This window comes from Trichocoleus sp. FACHB-262, from assembly GCF_014696035.1.
Taxonomy (GTDB): Bacteria; Cyanobacteriota; Cyanobacteriia; order FACHB-46; family FACHB-46; genus Trichocoleus.
The window spans coordinates 342,943-357,991 of the sequence record NZ_JACJPK010000072.1 but is presented as its reverse complement, the minus strand read 5'-3'; the positions used below and the strand labels follow the sequence as shown (position 1 = coordinate 357,991).

Below are 15,049 nucleotides of genomic sequence, written 5' to 3'. Positions count from 1 at the left end.
TTTTGTCTTAACTATCTTTAACTCTATAGCTGCTTGTGCAATCCCAAAAAGCCCAAAAGATTGAGTTAGACACAGATTACCCATGCCCTTGCCGCCGTCGGGGTCGCCTCTTGCCTATTACTCTGACGGAGGCTTTTGGCTGCAATCGATGTCAGCAGATTTTTGTGGTTGAAGAGAGTGGCTACGTCATTGAGCAACTTTCAACCACCTATCCTTATAAGCGGGCTTGGCGCTGGAGTGGCCAGCAGTGGAACATTGCTCACTCCGGTTTACGTGAAAGCTACTTGCCATTAGCCCTAGGCATTGTGATTGTCTTGCTAGTGCTTTGCTTGCCGATGGCGCTCCATTCGCCCTCAAACCCTAGTAATATTATTCTCTGGGCGGTAGTAATGGTGCTAGCTGCGATGTTGCCAGCGTTTATTCTATGGCTAGCTTATAGACGTTAGCTCAATGTCACCTGATTCTTCTAGTTCCCTTGTTGATCCATTAGCCGGAGTTCATCGCGCTTACCAAGCTTCTCTCGACTTGACTACGACTCAAGGAGCCGATCGCAGTCGAGCGGTGCAAGCTATGGTTCAAGTTTTGAAGCGCTATCAAGACGATATTTTAGAAGCCAATACTTTAGATCTGGAGGCTAGCCGGGAGATGGCAGTGCCAGATTTAATTTTGGAGTGGTTGAAGCTTACTCCAGAACGGCTGCAAGCCACGATTCAAACTTTGCAGAAGTTGGCGGAACTATCAGACCCGATTCGGCGAGTCATGAGTGCGGCTTACCAAATTCCTCATTGCCAGACTTATAGCCAGTTGGTACCTTTGGGCGTGATTGCGCTGGTGTATGAAGCGTTTCCAGATTTAGCTGCGATCGCTGCTGGACTTTGTATTAAAACCGGGAATTGCTTAGTCCTGAAGGGCGGCAGTGAAGCGAGCCATACCAATATTGTGATTGCCCAAGCTCTACAATCAGCCATTTACGACGCTGGCTTACCGGAAGGGTGCCTAGAATTATTGCCTGCCGAGCAAGGAGCATCGGTGCGAGATTTAATCACGCAAGATCAATATCTCAACCTAATCATTCCCTACGGTCGTCCTAGTTTGGTGCAGCAAGTCGTACGACAAGCCACAGCCCCCGTGTTGCGATCGGCGATGGGCAACTGCTATCTCTACTGGTCGCCTTCGGGCAGCATAGAAGCGGCTCGCTGGATGATTTTAGATAGCCATCAAAGTGAACCTGATGCGGTCAATGCGATCGAGAAAGTGTTGATTCATCAAGACCAAAATCGCTCGTCCCTAATTATGCTTTGGGACAGCTTGCGAGAAAAAGGCTTTACCTTAAGAGGCAGTCCTGAGCTAGCCGCAGAACACCCAGATCTACTGCTGTCTGAAGATCGCGAATGGAGCCAAGCTTACCTGGACAAAGTAGTGGCGTTTAAGACAGTGAGTAGTATTGAGACCGCGATCGCCTGGATTAATCAGTACAGTAGTGGTCATGCCGATTGCTTAGTCACTGAGTCTTACCAAGAGAGCCGCCAATTTGCCTTAGGCGTAAATAGTGCCTCAACCTACATCAATGCCTCCCCTCGCTTCTCGCGCAATCCCAAGCAAGGCGATGCGGTGTTCTTGGGCATGTCTAATCAAAAGGGTCATCGTCGTGGCTTAATTGGCTTAGACACGCTGACAACGGTGAAGCATATCGTCCAGGGAAATGGACAGTTTTAACGTCTCACTCCCAAACTGAAGTGGGGCTGCCCCTCAGAGCAACCCCACATCCTCAATCTGTAGTTTCAACGGCAACAGCTTTGCCAACCGGAGTTAAGACTAAGCGGCTTGAGCTTCCTTAGGAGGAAGCTTCACCTTAGAAGCTAGACCCAAGGTTTGCAAAAGCTGAATCGTCATCCAGGTCATATCAATTTCCCACCACTGGAGGCCGTGACGAGCGGAATATTGGTAAGCATGGTGATTGTTGTGCCAGCCTTCGCCATAGGTCAGGAGGGCCACCCACCAGCAATTGGTAGAGCGATCGTCAGACTCATGACTCCGATAACCAAATTTGTGCGTTGCGCTATTCACAAACCAGGTGCAGTGATACACCAACACCAAGCGGACAAAAATGCCCCAGACGACAAAAGGCCAGCCGCCGATGAGATAAAGTACAACTCCTAGGGCGAACTGCACCAGAAGAAAGTAGTCGTCCAAAAACTTGTAAACTGGATCGCCAGAAATATCTTTGGTCAAACGCTCAACTTCGCTTTTGGCTGGAACTTTGTGCAGCATCCAACCCATGTGGCTCCACCAAAATCCCTCGTTTGAGTTGTGGTGATCCACCGCTTCGTCTGAATGCGCATGGTGATGACGGTGCAGGCCAACCCACTCAATTACACCGCCTTCACAGGCTAAGCTGCCACAAAATACGAAGAAGTATTCTAACCATTTAGGGGTTTGGAAACTCCGGTGCGTGACTAAACGATGCCATCCTAAAGTAATTCCTAACCCACCAGTCACCCAATGGAGAAACAGAGCAACACCCACAGCACCCCAGCTAAAGGTGCCAGGTACAAAGGCGAAGAGTGCCCCAATGTGGATTGCCCCCATGAACAAAATAATGGGCCAGGCTAAGGGAGGTTTGGTTGCTTGTGCAATAGTCATGCGGTAATCTCAAAACGAACTTTGATGTCCAATCTGCGCGACAATAAACTTTACATCTGATAAAGGTTAACCAGCTGACAAAGAAAAAACATCAGCCTGGAGGGCTACCAGATCCTACGTATGTCTCCGGAGGAGAACGAAAGCGTGACCAGCAGTGTTGAACTGTTACAGAAAGCAGAGCAAGCACTACTCCAGATTTTTTCTGGAATTGACTCTCAGGTCAAGAAAAATCTGAAACGAGTCTTAACATCGTTCTACCATCATCGCGTAGGAACGCATCACTTTGCAGGTGTTTCTGGCTACGGGCATGATGATTTGGGGCGGCAGACGTTAGATCAAGTATTTGCTGAAGTCATGGGAGCCGAGGCAGCAGCAGTGCGGGTGCAGTTTGTCTCTGGTACCCACGCGATCGCCTGTGCCTTATATGGCGTGCTGCGTCCGGGCGATGAAATGCTCGCTGTGGCAGGTGCGCCCTACGACACTTTAGAAGAAGTGATCGGCCTGCGGGGTCATGGTCAAGGCTCGTTGCGCGAGTTTGGTGTGGATTACCGCCAACTAGAACTCACGCCAGAAGGTGCGATCGATTGGCAAGCTTTGGCCCAGGCGGTGAGCGATCGCACTCGCCTCGTGTTGATTCAGCGCTCCTGTGGTTACTCTTGGCGCTCTAGCTTGGCGATCGCCGATATTGAAAAAATTGTGCATTTGGTAAAGCAGCAAAATCCCAACACCGTTTGCTTTGTGGATAATTGCTATGGCGAGTTTATTGAAACCCAAGAACCCACTGCCGTTGGTGCGGATTTAATGGCTGGGTCACTGATCAAAAATCCCGGTGGCACGATTGTGACGGCGGGAGGTTATGTTGCGGGTCGGGCTGATTTGGTAGAAGCTGCCACCTGTCGCCTGACTGCACCAGGAGTCGGCAGTTCCGGTGGAGCTACTTTTGATCAAAACCGTTTGCTATTTCAAGGCTTGTTTCTAGCCCCTCAAATGGTTGGAGAAGCAATAAAGGGCAATCACTTAACCGCTCATGTCTTCCAGCAACTCGGCTACCCAGTGAATCCTTTGCCAGAAGCGCCACGACGGGATGTAATTCAAGCTATTCAACTTGGTTCACCCGAAAAACTGATTGCTTTTTGTCGCGCCATCCAAAAGCATTCGCCCATTGGTTCCTATCTAGACCCAATTCCCTCAGGAATGCCAGGTTACGAAAGCGAATTGGTGATGGCAGGCGGCACGTTTATTGATGGTAGTACTTCTGAGTTCTCAGCCGATGGGCCGCTGCGTGAGCCTTTTGTAGTGTTTTGCCAAGGAGGCACTCACTGGACCCATGTGGCGATCGCCTTAGAAGCAGCGATCGAAGCAGTTGGCCCTGCCTAGGCGACCCCAGCAGCGGGGCGAAAGGAAAACTCTACAAACAAGCGGCGGCAAGAAAATAAGGTGTAACCGTCTACAGGCATGAGAGAAATGCTGTCTTCGTAGCACTCCACCACCCGATATTGCTTGCCATTCTTAGCAACTAAAAGCTCGCCCGTCTGAAGTTTCATTTCTTAACAACTGCTAATGATTAGTAACTAAAATTATGCATTTCTTAGTGTATTTAGTATGACTGGATACGACTTTACAAAGTTGGCATTTCTGTAACGAATTTATCAATTTATATAAATTGAATGTAATGTTTTAACCTGCGTTTAAAGTTCTCGCGCTACAGCAATTTGCCAATGAGCTAAGGAATTGGATAGAGTGCCCGCCCTGCAAACTGATTAGGTGATTGAGAGTAGTTACCAGTCCAATTGTTTACGCGATATGAAACCAGCATGAAACCCAAAAACCAAGAGCCGTATTGTTCTAGCTCCTGGCTTCTGGTTTCTAACTCTTGACTTCTAGCTTCTAAATCTCGCTCATTCCGGCAACTTATACTGTCCTACAATACGCTTGGCATACTCTGGCACATGAGCTTCCAGTTTCTCCGGATGTTGGCGCTTTAGGTATAGATAGTTGCGAGTGAAGTGCGAATCGATGGAGAAGCGAGCGTACTCCAAGCCTTTAGGGCCAATTCTTTCGATTACCACACCCATCAGCTGAGCTGCCCACATGGGTAAAGTAACGCCTTTGTCATAGGCAGGAATGCTTTGCTGTACTGCGTTACGGCGATCGCCTTGGGACATCACAGGCTGAGTTTCAATCTGGTCATGCACCAAATCCAGCATTTCTTGACCGCGATCGTTCCGTACCACAATCCACTGCCAGCCGAAAGGAGCGCCCATGTAGCCCACGACTAAATCGGCTAGGGAGTTGACGTAGTCGAAGCAGCTCATGCAGGAAGGCGCGAACACATCTTTGAGTTGATTGGTTTTGAGGCCGAAGAAGGGGACTTTTTCAATTGAGCCATCTTCATGCTTGAAATGGACTCGGAAATCTTGCATGAACTCGTAGTGCACCACCGTTTCTGGCGATCGACTGGTGGTTTCTAAGAACTTCTGCAAGCCTGCCCGTGTCACGTTGTCTACACAAGGTGTCCCTAGCACATAGAGCTTTTCTAAGCCGAGTTGCTTTTCCACCGCCCGCAGTGCTTGGATTTGACAACCCACACCAATTACTAACAGTCGCTTCATGCCCGACTGCTCAATCTGCTCTAGTACTGAGAGATTTGGAGACAATGTGGGTTTATTGACTCGTGCCGCTAAAATTTCCTCCGGCGTACGAGCGATCACAGGTTTGGGTTGAAAGCGGTCTTCTTCGGTGTTTTGCACACAGACCACGCCTTCCACAAGGCCACGATTCAGCATCTCGATCGCGATCGTGCTGACAATGCCTGTCCATTGGGCACCCTCGATCGGCTCAGTTTTGCGGGCGGCCTTCATGTCTTGGTTGACGCCGAAGTACCACTCGTCTTGGTTCTCTAAGTCACGGCTGCGTCCGTGGATTTCAGCCTCTAGCTCAGCAATCTGCTGATTGATAAAGGCACAAGCTTCTTTGACGTAATGAACGTAGTAGGTATCACACAGGCCGCACTCACTACAGAGTTCCTTGGCAGGACGACGGCTAGAAGGTTTGAGGGCTTTAGCTTTTTGGTGAGGACGGACAGAGGCGGTCATGTTATGGCAGCTAATGAATCACAAGCGTAAAGTCTGATTAAGGTAGCTTAATGCTTTCTTGTGGTTACCGTTAAAGGATGGTCATGAAACTTTAAGCAAGTCTTGAAACAAGCTCTGCTATTCGGCTAGAAGGTCTTCGTAGGTTTTGATCAGTTGCTTAACTGCTGGTAAATATTCAGAGGCGATCGCTGGAGGGTTGGAACTCGGTTCTACCACCACATCGCCTACGGTATCCAAGGCTCGTTCATTGATCGAGTCAATCAACAGCTCTGGCATCATAATGTTGGCTTCAGCAATTTGCTTAATGGCAGCGCTAGCATTTTCCTGTTCCGCGATCGCCTTTAGTACCTGAAATTCGGCCATTGGCAATTGCAAGAGAAATTCTGTCCACTCAGACGGTAAAGTTTCCTCACGGGGTGGGCGGAACGGGAGAATCGCTCCTTTTTTGCTAGCACTTTTGCGCTTGCGGTTGGAAGTCTGAGGTTGAACTGCTTGAACTGGTTGCACTTCATAGGCTTCCGCTTGCAGCTTCAATAGGTTGAGTGTGGCGAGTTCTTCTTCTAAGCTTTCTTTGTGATTGCGTCGCTCTAAGATTTGGGTTTCTAGTTGTTCCAGTTCTTTGTGCAGCGAGATTACCTGAGTTTGTAACTGTTGCATGGCAGCTTGGAGCGGATGAGAACTCGCATCTTCCTGCTGTTTTTCTGCTTGTAAAACCGAAAGCGATTGGCTGACCTCTAATTTGCGCTGCTCTAACTGTTGAATTTGTGTTTGCAGCCCGTAGACTTCTGGCTCAAGTTGCTGTTTTTGTTGTCGCAGTAGCAGCAAAGCTTGGTCGAGCGAGGCCTCTTGCTGGCGTTGCTCTATCACCCGCGCTTCTAGCTGGATGAGCTCTTCTCGCCAAGTTGCCAAGTTTGCTTCTGTTTGTTCCTTGATCGTGTCAATGCTGGAGAGCGATCGCTTCAGCTCCAATTCTTGCCGTTCTAAGGCTTTTACCTGAGATTGCCGTTGGTTGATTTGCTCTAGTTGGTGTTGTTCCTGAGCATTCAGGGCATTTAATTTCCAAACCAATTCTTCTTTGTGGTTCCAATAATCCGCAAGTTGCAGCTTGGCTTGTTGTGCTTGAGCTTGCAGCGAACTGAGGTGGGCTGCGACTTCCTGCCGTTCGTCAGTTAAATCTAATAGTAGGTCTTGTAAATCTTCACCCTGCCGCTGCAACGCCCGAATCTGAGTGTTGAGAAATGCCAAAGTACTTTTGGCTTGGGAACTGCGGCGATTTTCTACTACGACCATTGCAACCAAGGCAGCAGGCAGCGTGATCAACCCACTAGAAAAGGCTTTTCCCATATGTCGGTTGGTCAAAAAGCTGAGGCCAAAGCTGACACCAAATGCAACAGACCCAACAAGGAACCGATTGTTGACCATAGCTCACTGCGATCGCGTGTCTTAGTTACCTGGATCTGGTTGAACCAGTTCACACTAGTTTAGTTGTGGGGGAGGGAGTATATGCGATCGCCCCTTTAATCTCTCAGAAAATTGACTGATTGGACAGGAGATTGTGGCGATCGTTTTTATCTCTTTCAAAGGGAATGTTAGAGCAGTAAGGCTGTTCTAGAAGCAGTAAATACCCAAAATCCTTAAGAAAATTGGTTTATTCTGAAAGGAGGCTGGTTTACGGAACTTAACACACCATCTCCCTCCCCTGCGCCCATGAAATGCATTATCAATCGTCGAGCTGAGTTCTCAGCAAGCCATCGTTACTGGCTGCCTGAACTCAACGAAGCGGAAAACACAGAGCAGTTTGGTCTCTGCGCCCGTGCCCCCGGACATGGACATAATTATGTCTTTTACGTCTCGATGGCGGGTGAACTCGACGAGTACGGCATGGTGCTAAACCTGTCGGACGTAAAGCATGTGATCAAGCGAGAAGTGACCAATCATCTCAACTTCTCGTACCTCAACGATGCTTTGCCAGAATTTCAGCAAACGCTGCCAACAACGGAAAATATTGCGCGGGTGATTTGGCAACGTCTTGCGCCTCACCTGCCGATCACCAATATTCAACTGTTTGAACATCCTGAACTCTGGGCCGACTACAAAGGAAACGGAATGGAAGCTTACCTCACCATCAGCACTCACTTCAGCGCCGCTCACCGCCTGGCTCTGCCTCACCTCACCTTAGAGCAGAATTCTGAAATCTATGGCAAATGCGCGCGGGTCAATGGTCACGGTCATAACTATCACTTAGAAGTCACGATCAAAGGTGAGATGGACCCCCGCACAGGCATGATCGCTGATTTGGTAGCTTTCCAAAAAGCAGTGGATGACTATGTGGTAGAACCCTTCGACCACACGTTTCTGAACAAAGACATCCCTTACTTTGCTGAGGTCGTGCCCACGGCTGAAAATATTGCCGTCCATATTCGCGATCTGCTGCAACAACCCATCCGCGAGATTGGCGCACAGTTGCACAAAATCAAGTTGATCGAAAGCCCTAACAACTCCTGCGAAGTCTTTTGCAGTGAGGCTGATTTCAATCAGGCAGCAGGTCAACAACGCGAAGCAGCACTGGCTTAAGACGACCTAACCCCCGGCCCCTTCCCTTAGAGGGAGGGGAGAAAGAGGAGATCAGGGTCGAGGGCGATCGCCTCTACGCCTGAGATAGCGGTAAATGAACCAGGCGATCGCCGCTGGAATTAAGTTGAGCGCAAAACGGCTGAGCGCAAACTGGAGTAAATCTGGTGTGGCGATTAGTTGTGCCCAACTGACGCTGCTCAAGCTTCTACCCAATAGAAACCAGCCAAAAATCGCGTTGCCTCCTAGCAGCAGCGCAAATAGAACTAGACCACTCTGCCAGTAACGTTCTGGTTGCGTAGTTCCAGAGATTAGCGTCGGTAGAGGTTGGTTTTGCGATTGCCTCAGCAAATTATTCAGTCGCCACGCCATCCAAAGGAAGAACGGAAAGAGACCGTAGCTCAATAACTGAATCGGTGGATTGTAGCGCCATGCAATAGAGAGGGTATTGACGAGGGCATGACAAGCGACTGCGTTTAACCAAGCGATTAGCAGCTCTCCCCAATCTCGCTTAAAAAAGAGACCTAAAGTGTGTCTGCGATGGAGTGTTAAACCTAATACATAACCCCAAGGTGCGGAAAACCAAGCGTGGACAGCAACACCGATTGTGCGATCGAAAATAGACGCAACACCATTGAACAGATAAAACAGATTTTCTTCGGCAGTGAATCCTAAAGCGACAGCAATGGTGTAGAGCAGAATGGTGCTGCTTGAGGGCGATCGCGACTGCCACTTGCGAAGGCCAACCAAAAGTAAAAGCACCCCTGCGAGTTTGTTGCCTTCTTCAATGGGGCCAATTTCTAGCAGTTGTCGTAAACCTGCACCGAGGAGCGATCGCGTGATTTGCTGCCAAGGCAAAATGCTTTGAGCCAAAAATTCAAAACCCCACTCCAGGCCCAGAGCCATAAGGCCAACTAGCCCTCCGAGTAGGAACCCAAGCAATAGTTGAGGTAGGGCGGGAACTGGGCGTACTTGGCGACAGTAGTAAACCAGGGCTAAGAGCGGAGGTGCGATCGCCCAAAAGACTAATGTGTAAGTGTTCATACACTAGGTAAGGGCAAAGCATTCTCAATAGCCTTAAATAAAACCGTTCATGAGTTGCGAGAATGCTTCGCCCCTACAGCCCAATAGGGTTATTTGGCTTGGGCGACGATCGTGCGGTGGCGGGGACTGTTGGCGGTGATAGTGGGCGGATGGAAGCCCGCTTCGACCATTGCCTTTTCAATATCTAAAGCGAAGTATTGATCGAGATAAGGCTCAGTGCTTTTGAGTAGCGTCAATATATAGGGCGGCATCTTGGCATAGATTTCGGACTTGGGGTTCATGTCCATGATGGTGAAATGACCACCGGGACGAAGTATCCGTCTCACTTCTTGGAAGATGGCGATCGCGGCACTTTGAGGTAGTTCGTGGAATACCAGGCAAGCCGAAACCAAATCGAATGAGGCAGTGGGTAAGCCTGTCTCTTCGGCTTTAGCATGAACCCAGTTGATCTGGAGTTGGCGTTTCTGGGCTTTGTAGCGAGCCACCGTCAAGAAGTAGGGAGACAGTTCTAGACCCGTTACCCTGGCTTGTGGATAGGTTTCTTGTAGCGCAAACGTGCTCATGCCGACGCTGCATCCCAAGTCCAAAATATCCTTCGGTTCTGCTAGAATCTGCGATTTCACGGCATTATGGTAACTCTGGCGCAGCATGGCATCTCCCTGCGCTCCTGCTTCGGGCCAAATCCGCGCATGAACCGCGTGGGCTGCCACCTCAACTTCCGTCGCAGGCTCCCAACCCATATTGCCTTCTTCATAGGCATGGAACGAAGTCAAATAATAATCGGGATAAGCCAGGTTAGGGTTCTGAACTTGCGCCAGCTCTGCTTCCCACTCCGGTGAAAATTCGGCAGTGCTACCTCGTGCTTTGAGTGCTTTCACTTCCTTCGGCCAATAAACCCCAATGGTTTCAGCTCGTTTGATCATCATGTTGCGCGCTCGGTTCTTGGCTAGCTTGGCGAGCGGTTTGATCGAAAGAACGCCATTCACGAGGCGAGAGGCTAACCGGGGAGCAGTCTTGGCGGCAGTCGCAGTCATAGAGCAATGTTAAAGAACAGCATTCAACAAGATCAATTATCGCAAATCCTTTACTGCCAATATACAGACACAATTAAAAATCTCCTCTCGTTTAAGCAGGCAGAACTGAGTTTTTGCTAAAAACCCAGACCATTAATTTAATGGCACTAGTAGGATCAAATAGCATAAAGAATAACAATTCAATATGTTTGTGGTAACACATATCATCTAACAGAAATATTAAAAACTACAGCTTTCAATCATCTTATTTGTCCATGCTAAACTAAGCAAAATGTGATTCTCACAAAGTTATCACATTAACATTGAGAATAAAACTATATTCCATAGGCAGGATTAAGATGCTTCTTAAAACAGTTTTTATCCGCTTTTACAAGTCTTTCAACGATGATTTCCTAAGAAGGTTACATAAAGAGGCAAAGCCAAAACCATGGGAGAAACTAAATGGAGATTGGTATCCTTATATTGAAGTAGCAATTGATTCGGAAATCACAACTGTTGTAGGTGCTAATGAATCTGGAAAGTCTCACCTTTTGAGCGCCATAGAAAAGGCGATTTCTGGAAGCAAAATTGAACGTGATGACTTCTGTAGATATTCACGATTTTTTACCGTAAAGATGGGAGAGCTAAAACATCCTGACTTTGGGACTGGCTGGAAAGATTTAACAAATGAAGAAAAAGCTTTTTTTCGATAAGCTTGTGCGATGTCAGACAATAGTGAATTCAATAGTTTATTGATATTTAGAACGAGCGTAAATGATTTGACAGTATACATACCTGAGGAAAATTATAGAGCTTACAAAATACAGGATGACTTTATATCTAAAGTTCCAAGCATTTTACCTAAAACATTTAGGATTGATGCTGAAATAGCACTTCCAGATAGTATACCTATACAAAAGCTAGTTAAGAATTCAAATGAAGGAAACACAAGTTTTGAGTTGCTGGAGCGTGATGAAAAAATCAGAATCTTTGATCTATTAAATAAACTTGCTAACACCCCAAGACCTGAACGAAACTTTCCCGTCACAGATTCAGATCCTTTTGAAAAGGTGGTTTCTAGCTTGGTTTCAGCCCTAAAGGAATCTAATTTAAATCAAGATGAAGAAACTAGACGTGAAAAGCAGCTTGAGTTGGCAAAAAAATTGATTTATAAAATCGCTCAGGTCGATCCTGAAGTTCTTTCAAACCTTGCGGAAGCTATTAAGAAAGGAAAGCAAGGATATGCCAATGGAATTATTAAGATGATCAATGATCAACTAGCAACAAATTTAAACTTTCCTAATTGGTGGGTACAAGACCGAAATTTTCAATTAAAAGTTATGGCTAGAGAGCATGACTTGGTTTTTACCATAACTGACAAGACTGGAACTGAGTATTCATTTAAAGAAAGAAGCTCAGGATTAAAATACTTCCTTAGCTACTACATACAATATCGCTCTCATGAATCACATAAATTAAAAAACGAAATTCTTCTGATGGATGAGCCTGACACATATTTGTCCAGTCAGGCTCAGCAAGATTTGTTGAGAATTTTTGAGGCATTTGCAAACCCCGAAGAAGGTTCTCATATTATTCGTCCAGTACAAGTAGTTTATGTAACTCACTCTCCCTTCCTAGTTGACAAAAATCATGCTGAGAGAATCCGTGTATTGCAAAAGGGTAATGAAGATGAAGGGACACGAGTTGTAAAAGATGCCGCAAAGAATCATTATGAGCCCCTTAGATCCGCATTTGGTGCATTTGTTGGTGAAACAACTTTTATTGGTAACTGTAACTTGATGGTTGAAGGCATAGCAGATCAAATACTGCTGGCTGGTGCATCTAATTATCTTCGTCGGAAAAGAGGTATCTCCACTTTAGAAAAACTGAATCTGAATAATCTTACTATTGTGCCCGCAGGTTCTGCATCACATATTCCATATTTAGTTTATTTAGCTCGTGGTCGTGATATTGAGCAGCCAGCAGTAATTGTGCTTTTAGATAGTGACTCAAGCGGCAATGATGCCAAGAAGCATCTCTTAGGTAAAGGTGGAAGGCATAGAAAGCCTTTGATCAAAGAAAGTTTTATTGTTCAGATTGGTGACTTATTCAAGCAGCGTGAATTAAGTGAAGGAACGAAACTAAAACCAATTGAAATAGAAGACTTAATTCCTCTAGAGATTTGTGTTTTGGCAGCTAGGCACTACGCACTTGAAATGTGCAATATAGACGAATCAACTGCTGCTTTAATCAACAAAGAATTAATTTCATCAAAGCTGACAGAAGACAAAACTGTTTTTGATGCTTTGCAAGCATGTTTTGAGAATTTATCCAGTTCAAAGCTTCACATTGAAAAGGTTGGTTTTGCCAGAAACGTAGTTCAGATTCTCAATGAATTATATAAAAACCCTAGAGACCCTCTTGCCAAAGTTTCAGAAGGTGCAATGCAAGAGCTTGAAGAAAATTTCAAAACTTTGTTTCAGCATTTAAACAAAATGCAACGTCAAGCTCAAAATAAACTTATTAAAGCTCGTTTATCTCAACAAATCAAAAATAGGATTGACGGGTTCATTCAACAACACCGAGTAATATCAAGACGTGAGAACGCATTAATTCTTCTTCAAGATATAGAGTCTTTAATGGATGAAAATCGAAATGAGTCCTCGCCTATTGAACTAGATAAAATAAAAGAAGCAATTCAAAATATTCGTCATTCTTATAACCTTGATCAAGGCATGACAAAATATATTGATGATTATGAAGGATTCAAATTGTCTCTGGAGCAGATTCGTTACGCGGGCCTATTAGCAATTCAAGAAGATGAGCTAGAGCCAGAGCAGATTCTTGATTTATCTATAGATTCTGCCAACACTACAAAACAGGAGCAGTTGGAGGTTGAAACAAGTAGCCACATTAATGATTCAGAACCAATGAAAATCTCAGAAGAATCGAAGCCTAGAAGCCAAAATAAAATTGGCAAAAAAGTGTGAGAATTTGGTTGCCACTCCATCTACTCTGCCTAATTGGAAATACATATAGCTACTGCATTATTATCGTAATGATGTGAGATTTGCAGGAAATTATTAGTTTGGTATGAGAAAGGTAATATCCTGGATTCCTCAACTCACCGATGATGGCTCTTTCACCTTCTTTTCTGAGGAATTTAACGAGACGTTTCACAGCAGCCAGGGCGCGAAAGCAGAAGCATTCCTCAAATTCGCCAAAGCGACCGATTTAGTGGAGCAGGCGCAGCAAGGTCAAGTGCGGCTCCTCGATGTCTGTTATGGACTGGGCTACAACACTGCTGCCGCTCTAGAAACCATCTGGACAGCTAACCCAGGCTGTCAAGTGGAAGTGTACGGGCTGGAACTGGATGCCACCGTACCTCAAGCCGCGATCGCGCCTCCTTTGATCGAGTCTTGGTCGCCCACTGTCCAAACGATTTTGATTACGTTAGCGCAGGAACGTGAATATAAAAGCGATCGCTTACAAGCCAAACTTTTGATCGGAGACGCTCGCCAAACCATTCAATCTTTGGCTAACTTCGAGTTCCAAGCAGATGCCATTTTCTTCGATCCCTTTTCTCCCCGTCGCTGCCCGCAGTTATGGACGGTAGAGTTCTTTACGCAGGTCGTAAATTGTTTGGCTCCAATTGGAAAGTTGGCTACCTACTCGCGGTCGGCCTCAGTGCGATCGGCGATGCAAGCAGCAGGCTTATGTATTGGCACCATTCCTCTCAGCGAAGGTGAAGTTTACGAATCGCATGAATGGTCCCAAGGTACAGTGGGCAGTTTTAATCCTGAAACGCTGTATCCCCTCTCGCAGATGGAGCAAGAACATCTACAAACGAGAGCTGCTATTCCTTTCCGTGACTCCGATTTGAGCGATCGCGCCGAAACTATTTTGCAGCGTCAAAAGGACGAGCAATCACAATCCCAACGAGAATCTACTTCCAGTTGGCGACGGCGTTGGGGTATCAAGTAGGGGCGAAGCATTTGCACCCGATTCCTTGCTCCTTCCAACTATTGCTACAAATGCTTCGCTCCTACAGTTGTTAGGGTATTGGAAATAAATGGCATCTCTGCGTAAACCAACTAAGGAAGAAATCCGAGCGGCGATCGGCGAAACGATGGTTGATGTCATCGCCCCTGATCTCAAGGTGCTGTTTTGTGGCATCAATCCCAGCCTCTACAGCGCTGTGGTGGGTCATCACTTTGCGCGTCCTGGCAATCGCTTTTGGCCGACTTTACATCAAGCGGGTTTCACCGATCGCCTGTTCAACCCTGCTGAAGACCGTGACCTGCTCAAACTCGGCTATGGCATTACCAATGTCGTCGATCGCGCCACTGCTACAGCCGATGAGTTATCCAAGCAAGAACTATTGATTGGTGGTCAAAATCTAGCAGCCAAGGTAGAACAATATCGCCCCTGCTGCTTAGCAATTTTGGGCATTGGTGCTTATCGAACTGCCTTTGGCAAACCTAAAGCTGTAGTTGGAAGACAGGAAGAAACTATACACAACGCGATCGTTTGGGTATTACCTAATCCCAGCGGTTTGAATGCTCATTATCAACTCAAAGACTTAGCGATCGTCTTTCGAGAATTGTTAGTTGCTGTTGAGCCCACTTGATTATTTACAAAGACGCATTCCTAAAAACTGTTCTTCTATATACTGCAATAAAA

The 15,049-nt window shown here is 46.6% G+C and carries 14 protein-coding genes; 8 read left to right on the top strand and 6 right to left on the bottom strand.

The annotated features are described in order from the left end of the window. The first annotated feature begins 35 nt into the window (after positions 1-35). Both H6F68_RS14845 and H6F68_RS14840 read left to right on the top strand, forming a co-directional pair. Positions 36-446, top strand: a complete 411-nt coding sequence (locus H6F68_RS14845) for a hypothetical protein (RefSeq protein WP_190433336.1) — start codon at positions 36-38, stop codon at positions 444-446. 4 nt (positions 447-450) lie between these two features. Then, the gene (locus H6F68_RS14840; protein WP_190433335.1) at positions 451-1,716 is read left to right on the top strand and encodes a glutamate-5-semialdehyde dehydrogenase; all 1,266 of its coding nucleotides are present in this window, start codon (positions 451-453) and stop codon (positions 1,714-1,716) included. 99 nt (positions 1,717-1,815) lie between these two features. Here the strand turns inward: H6F68_RS14840 and H6F68_RS14835 are convergent, their stop codons facing one another. Further along, the gene (locus tag H6F68_RS14835) at positions 1,816-2,643 is read right to left on the bottom strand and encodes an acyl-CoA desaturase (RefSeq protein ID WP_190433334.1); all 828 of its coding nucleotides are present in this window, start codon (positions 2,641-2,643) and stop codon (positions 1,816-1,818) included. Between the two features lie 144 nt (positions 2,644-2,787). Between H6F68_RS14835 and H6F68_RS14830 the strand changes: the two genes are divergently transcribed. Next, the gene (locus tag H6F68_RS14830) at positions 2,788-4,020 is read left to right on the top strand and encodes an aminotransferase class I/II-fold pyridoxal phosphate-dependent enzyme (protein WP_399314041.1); all 1,233 of its coding nucleotides are present in this window, start codon (positions 2,788-2,790) and stop codon (positions 4,018-4,020) included. On the opposite strand, the gene H6F68_RS14825 is transcribed toward H6F68_RS14830, so the two are convergent. The 3 genes from H6F68_RS14825 to H6F68_RS14815 form a co-directional block, all read right to left on the bottom strand. Further along, a complete protein-coding gene (locus tag H6F68_RS14825; protein WP_190560061.1) occupies positions 4,017-4,187 on the bottom strand; it encodes a hypothetical protein in 171 nt (56 codons plus the stop codon). The genes H6F68_RS14830 and H6F68_RS14825 overlap by 4 nt on opposite strands. Before the next feature lie 354 nt (positions 4,188-4,541). Further along, positions 4,542-5,738, bottom strand: a complete 1,197-nt coding sequence (locus H6F68_RS14820) for a Coenzyme F420 hydrogenase/dehydrogenase, beta subunit C-terminal domain (protein ID WP_190560059.1) — start codon at positions 5,736-5,738, stop codon at positions 4,542-4,544. 117 nt (positions 5,739-5,855) lie between these two features. After that, positions 5,856-7,160 (bottom strand): tellurite resistance TerB C-terminal domain-containing protein, encoded by a 1,305-nt coding sequence (locus H6F68_RS14815; RefSeq protein WP_190560057.1) that lies wholly within the window; start codon positions 7,158-7,160, stop codon positions 5,856-5,858. A 285-nt stretch (positions 7,161-7,445) separates the two neighbouring features. On the opposite strand from H6F68_RS14815, the gene H6F68_RS14810 reads away from it, so the two are divergent. Continuing rightward, on the top strand, positions 7,446-8,312 hold the full coding sequence (locus tag H6F68_RS14810) for a 6-carboxytetrahydropterin synthase (protein WP_190560055.1): 867 nt from the start codon (positions 7,446-7,448) through the stop codon (positions 8,310-8,312). Between the two features lie 51 nt (positions 8,313-8,363). On the opposite strand, the gene H6F68_RS14805 is transcribed toward H6F68_RS14810, so the two are convergent. Together H6F68_RS14805 and H6F68_RS14800 are read right to left on the bottom strand one after the other, a co-directional pair. Beyond that, a complete protein-coding gene (locus tag H6F68_RS14805) occupies positions 8,364-9,353 on the bottom strand; it encodes a PrsW family glutamic-type intramembrane protease (RefSeq protein ID WP_190560053.1) in 990 nt (329 codons plus the stop codon). Between the two features lie 89 nt (positions 9,354-9,442). Then, positions 9,443-10,387, bottom strand: a complete 945-nt coding sequence (locus H6F68_RS14800) for a class I SAM-dependent methyltransferase (protein WP_190553653.1) — start codon at positions 10,385-10,387, stop codon at positions 9,443-9,445. A 338-nt stretch (positions 10,388-10,725) separates the two neighbouring features. Here H6F68_RS14800 and H6F68_RS14795 point away from each other — a divergent pair, with 338 nt between their 5' ends. From H6F68_RS14795 to mug, 4 genes are all read left to right on the top strand, one after another. Next, complete coding sequence (locus tag H6F68_RS14795) at positions 10,726-11,079, top strand: hypothetical protein (protein WP_190560051.1); 354 nt, start codon at positions 10,726-10,728, stop codon at positions 11,077-11,079. Positions 11,080-11,088: 9 nt separating this feature from the next. Beyond that, complete coding sequence (locus H6F68_RS14790; protein WP_190560049.1) at positions 11,089-13,356, top strand: ATP-dependent endonuclease; 2,268 nt, start codon at positions 11,089-11,091, stop codon at positions 13,354-13,356. Positions 13,357-13,459: 103 nt separating this feature from the next. Then, positions 13,460-14,350: a tRNA (5-methylaminomethyl-2-thiouridine)(34)-methyltransferase MnmD gene (locus H6F68_RS14785; RefSeq protein WP_190560047.1), complete on the top strand. Its 891-nt coding sequence runs from the start codon at positions 13,460-13,462 to the stop codon at positions 14,348-14,350. Positions 14,351-14,438: 88 nt separating this feature from the next. Beyond that, positions 14,439-14,996 (top strand): G/U mismatch-specific DNA glycosylase, encoded by a 558-nt coding sequence (gene mug / locus H6F68_RS14780; RefSeq protein WP_190560045.1) that lies wholly within the window; start codon positions 14,439-14,441, stop codon positions 14,994-14,996. Positions 14,997-15,049 lie beyond the last annotated feature (53 nt).

What these genes read in the sequence shown, in the direction of transcription:
- H6F68_RS14820 (WP_190560059.1), bottom strand. Translation starts at nt 5,738, where the DNA reads ATGACCGCCTCTGTCCGTCCTCACCAAAAAGCTAAAGCCCTCAAACCT.
- H6F68_RS14795 (WP_190560051.1), top strand. Translation starts at nt 10,726, where the DNA reads ATGCTTCTTAAAACAGTTTTTATCCGCTTTTACAAGTCTTTCAACGAT.
- H6F68_RS14835 (WP_190433334.1), bottom strand. Translation starts at nt 2,643, where the DNA reads ATGACTATTGCACAAGCAACCAAACCTCCCTTAGCCTGGCCCATTATT.
- H6F68_RS14800 (WP_190553653.1), bottom strand. Translation starts at nt 10,387, where the DNA reads ATGACTGCGACTGCCGCCAAGACTGCTCCCCGGTTAGCCTCTCGCCTC.
- H6F68_RS14815 (WP_190560057.1), bottom strand. Translation starts at nt 7,160, where the DNA reads ATGGTCAACAATCGGTTCCTTGTTGGGTCTGTTGCATTTGGTGTCAGC.
- H6F68_RS14785 (WP_190560047.1), top strand. Translation starts at nt 13,460, where the DNA reads ATGAGAAAGGTAATATCCTGGATTCCTCAACTCACCGATGATGGCTCT.
- mug (WP_190560045.1), top strand. Translation starts at nt 14,439, where the DNA reads ATGGCATCTCTGCGTAAACCAACTAAGGAAGAAATCCGAGCGGCGATC.
- H6F68_RS14810 (WP_190560055.1), top strand. Translation starts at nt 7,446, where the DNA reads ATGAAATGCATTATCAATCGTCGAGCTGAGTTCTCAGCAAGCCATCGT.
- H6F68_RS14790 (WP_190560049.1), top strand. Translation starts at nt 11,089, where the DNA reads ATGTCAGACAATAGTGAATTCAATAGTTTATTGATATTTAGAACGAGC.
- H6F68_RS14825 (WP_190560061.1), bottom strand. Translation starts at nt 4,187, where the DNA reads ATGAAACTTCAGACGGGCGAGCTTTTAGTTGCTAAGAATGGCAAGCAA.
- H6F68_RS14805 (WP_190560053.1), bottom strand. Translation starts at nt 9,353, where the DNA reads ATGAACACTTACACATTAGTCTTTTGGGCGATCGCACCTCCGCTCTTA.
- H6F68_RS14840 (WP_190433335.1), top strand. Translation starts at nt 451, where the DNA reads ATGTCACCTGATTCTTCTAGTTCCCTTGTTGATCCATTAGCCGGAGTT.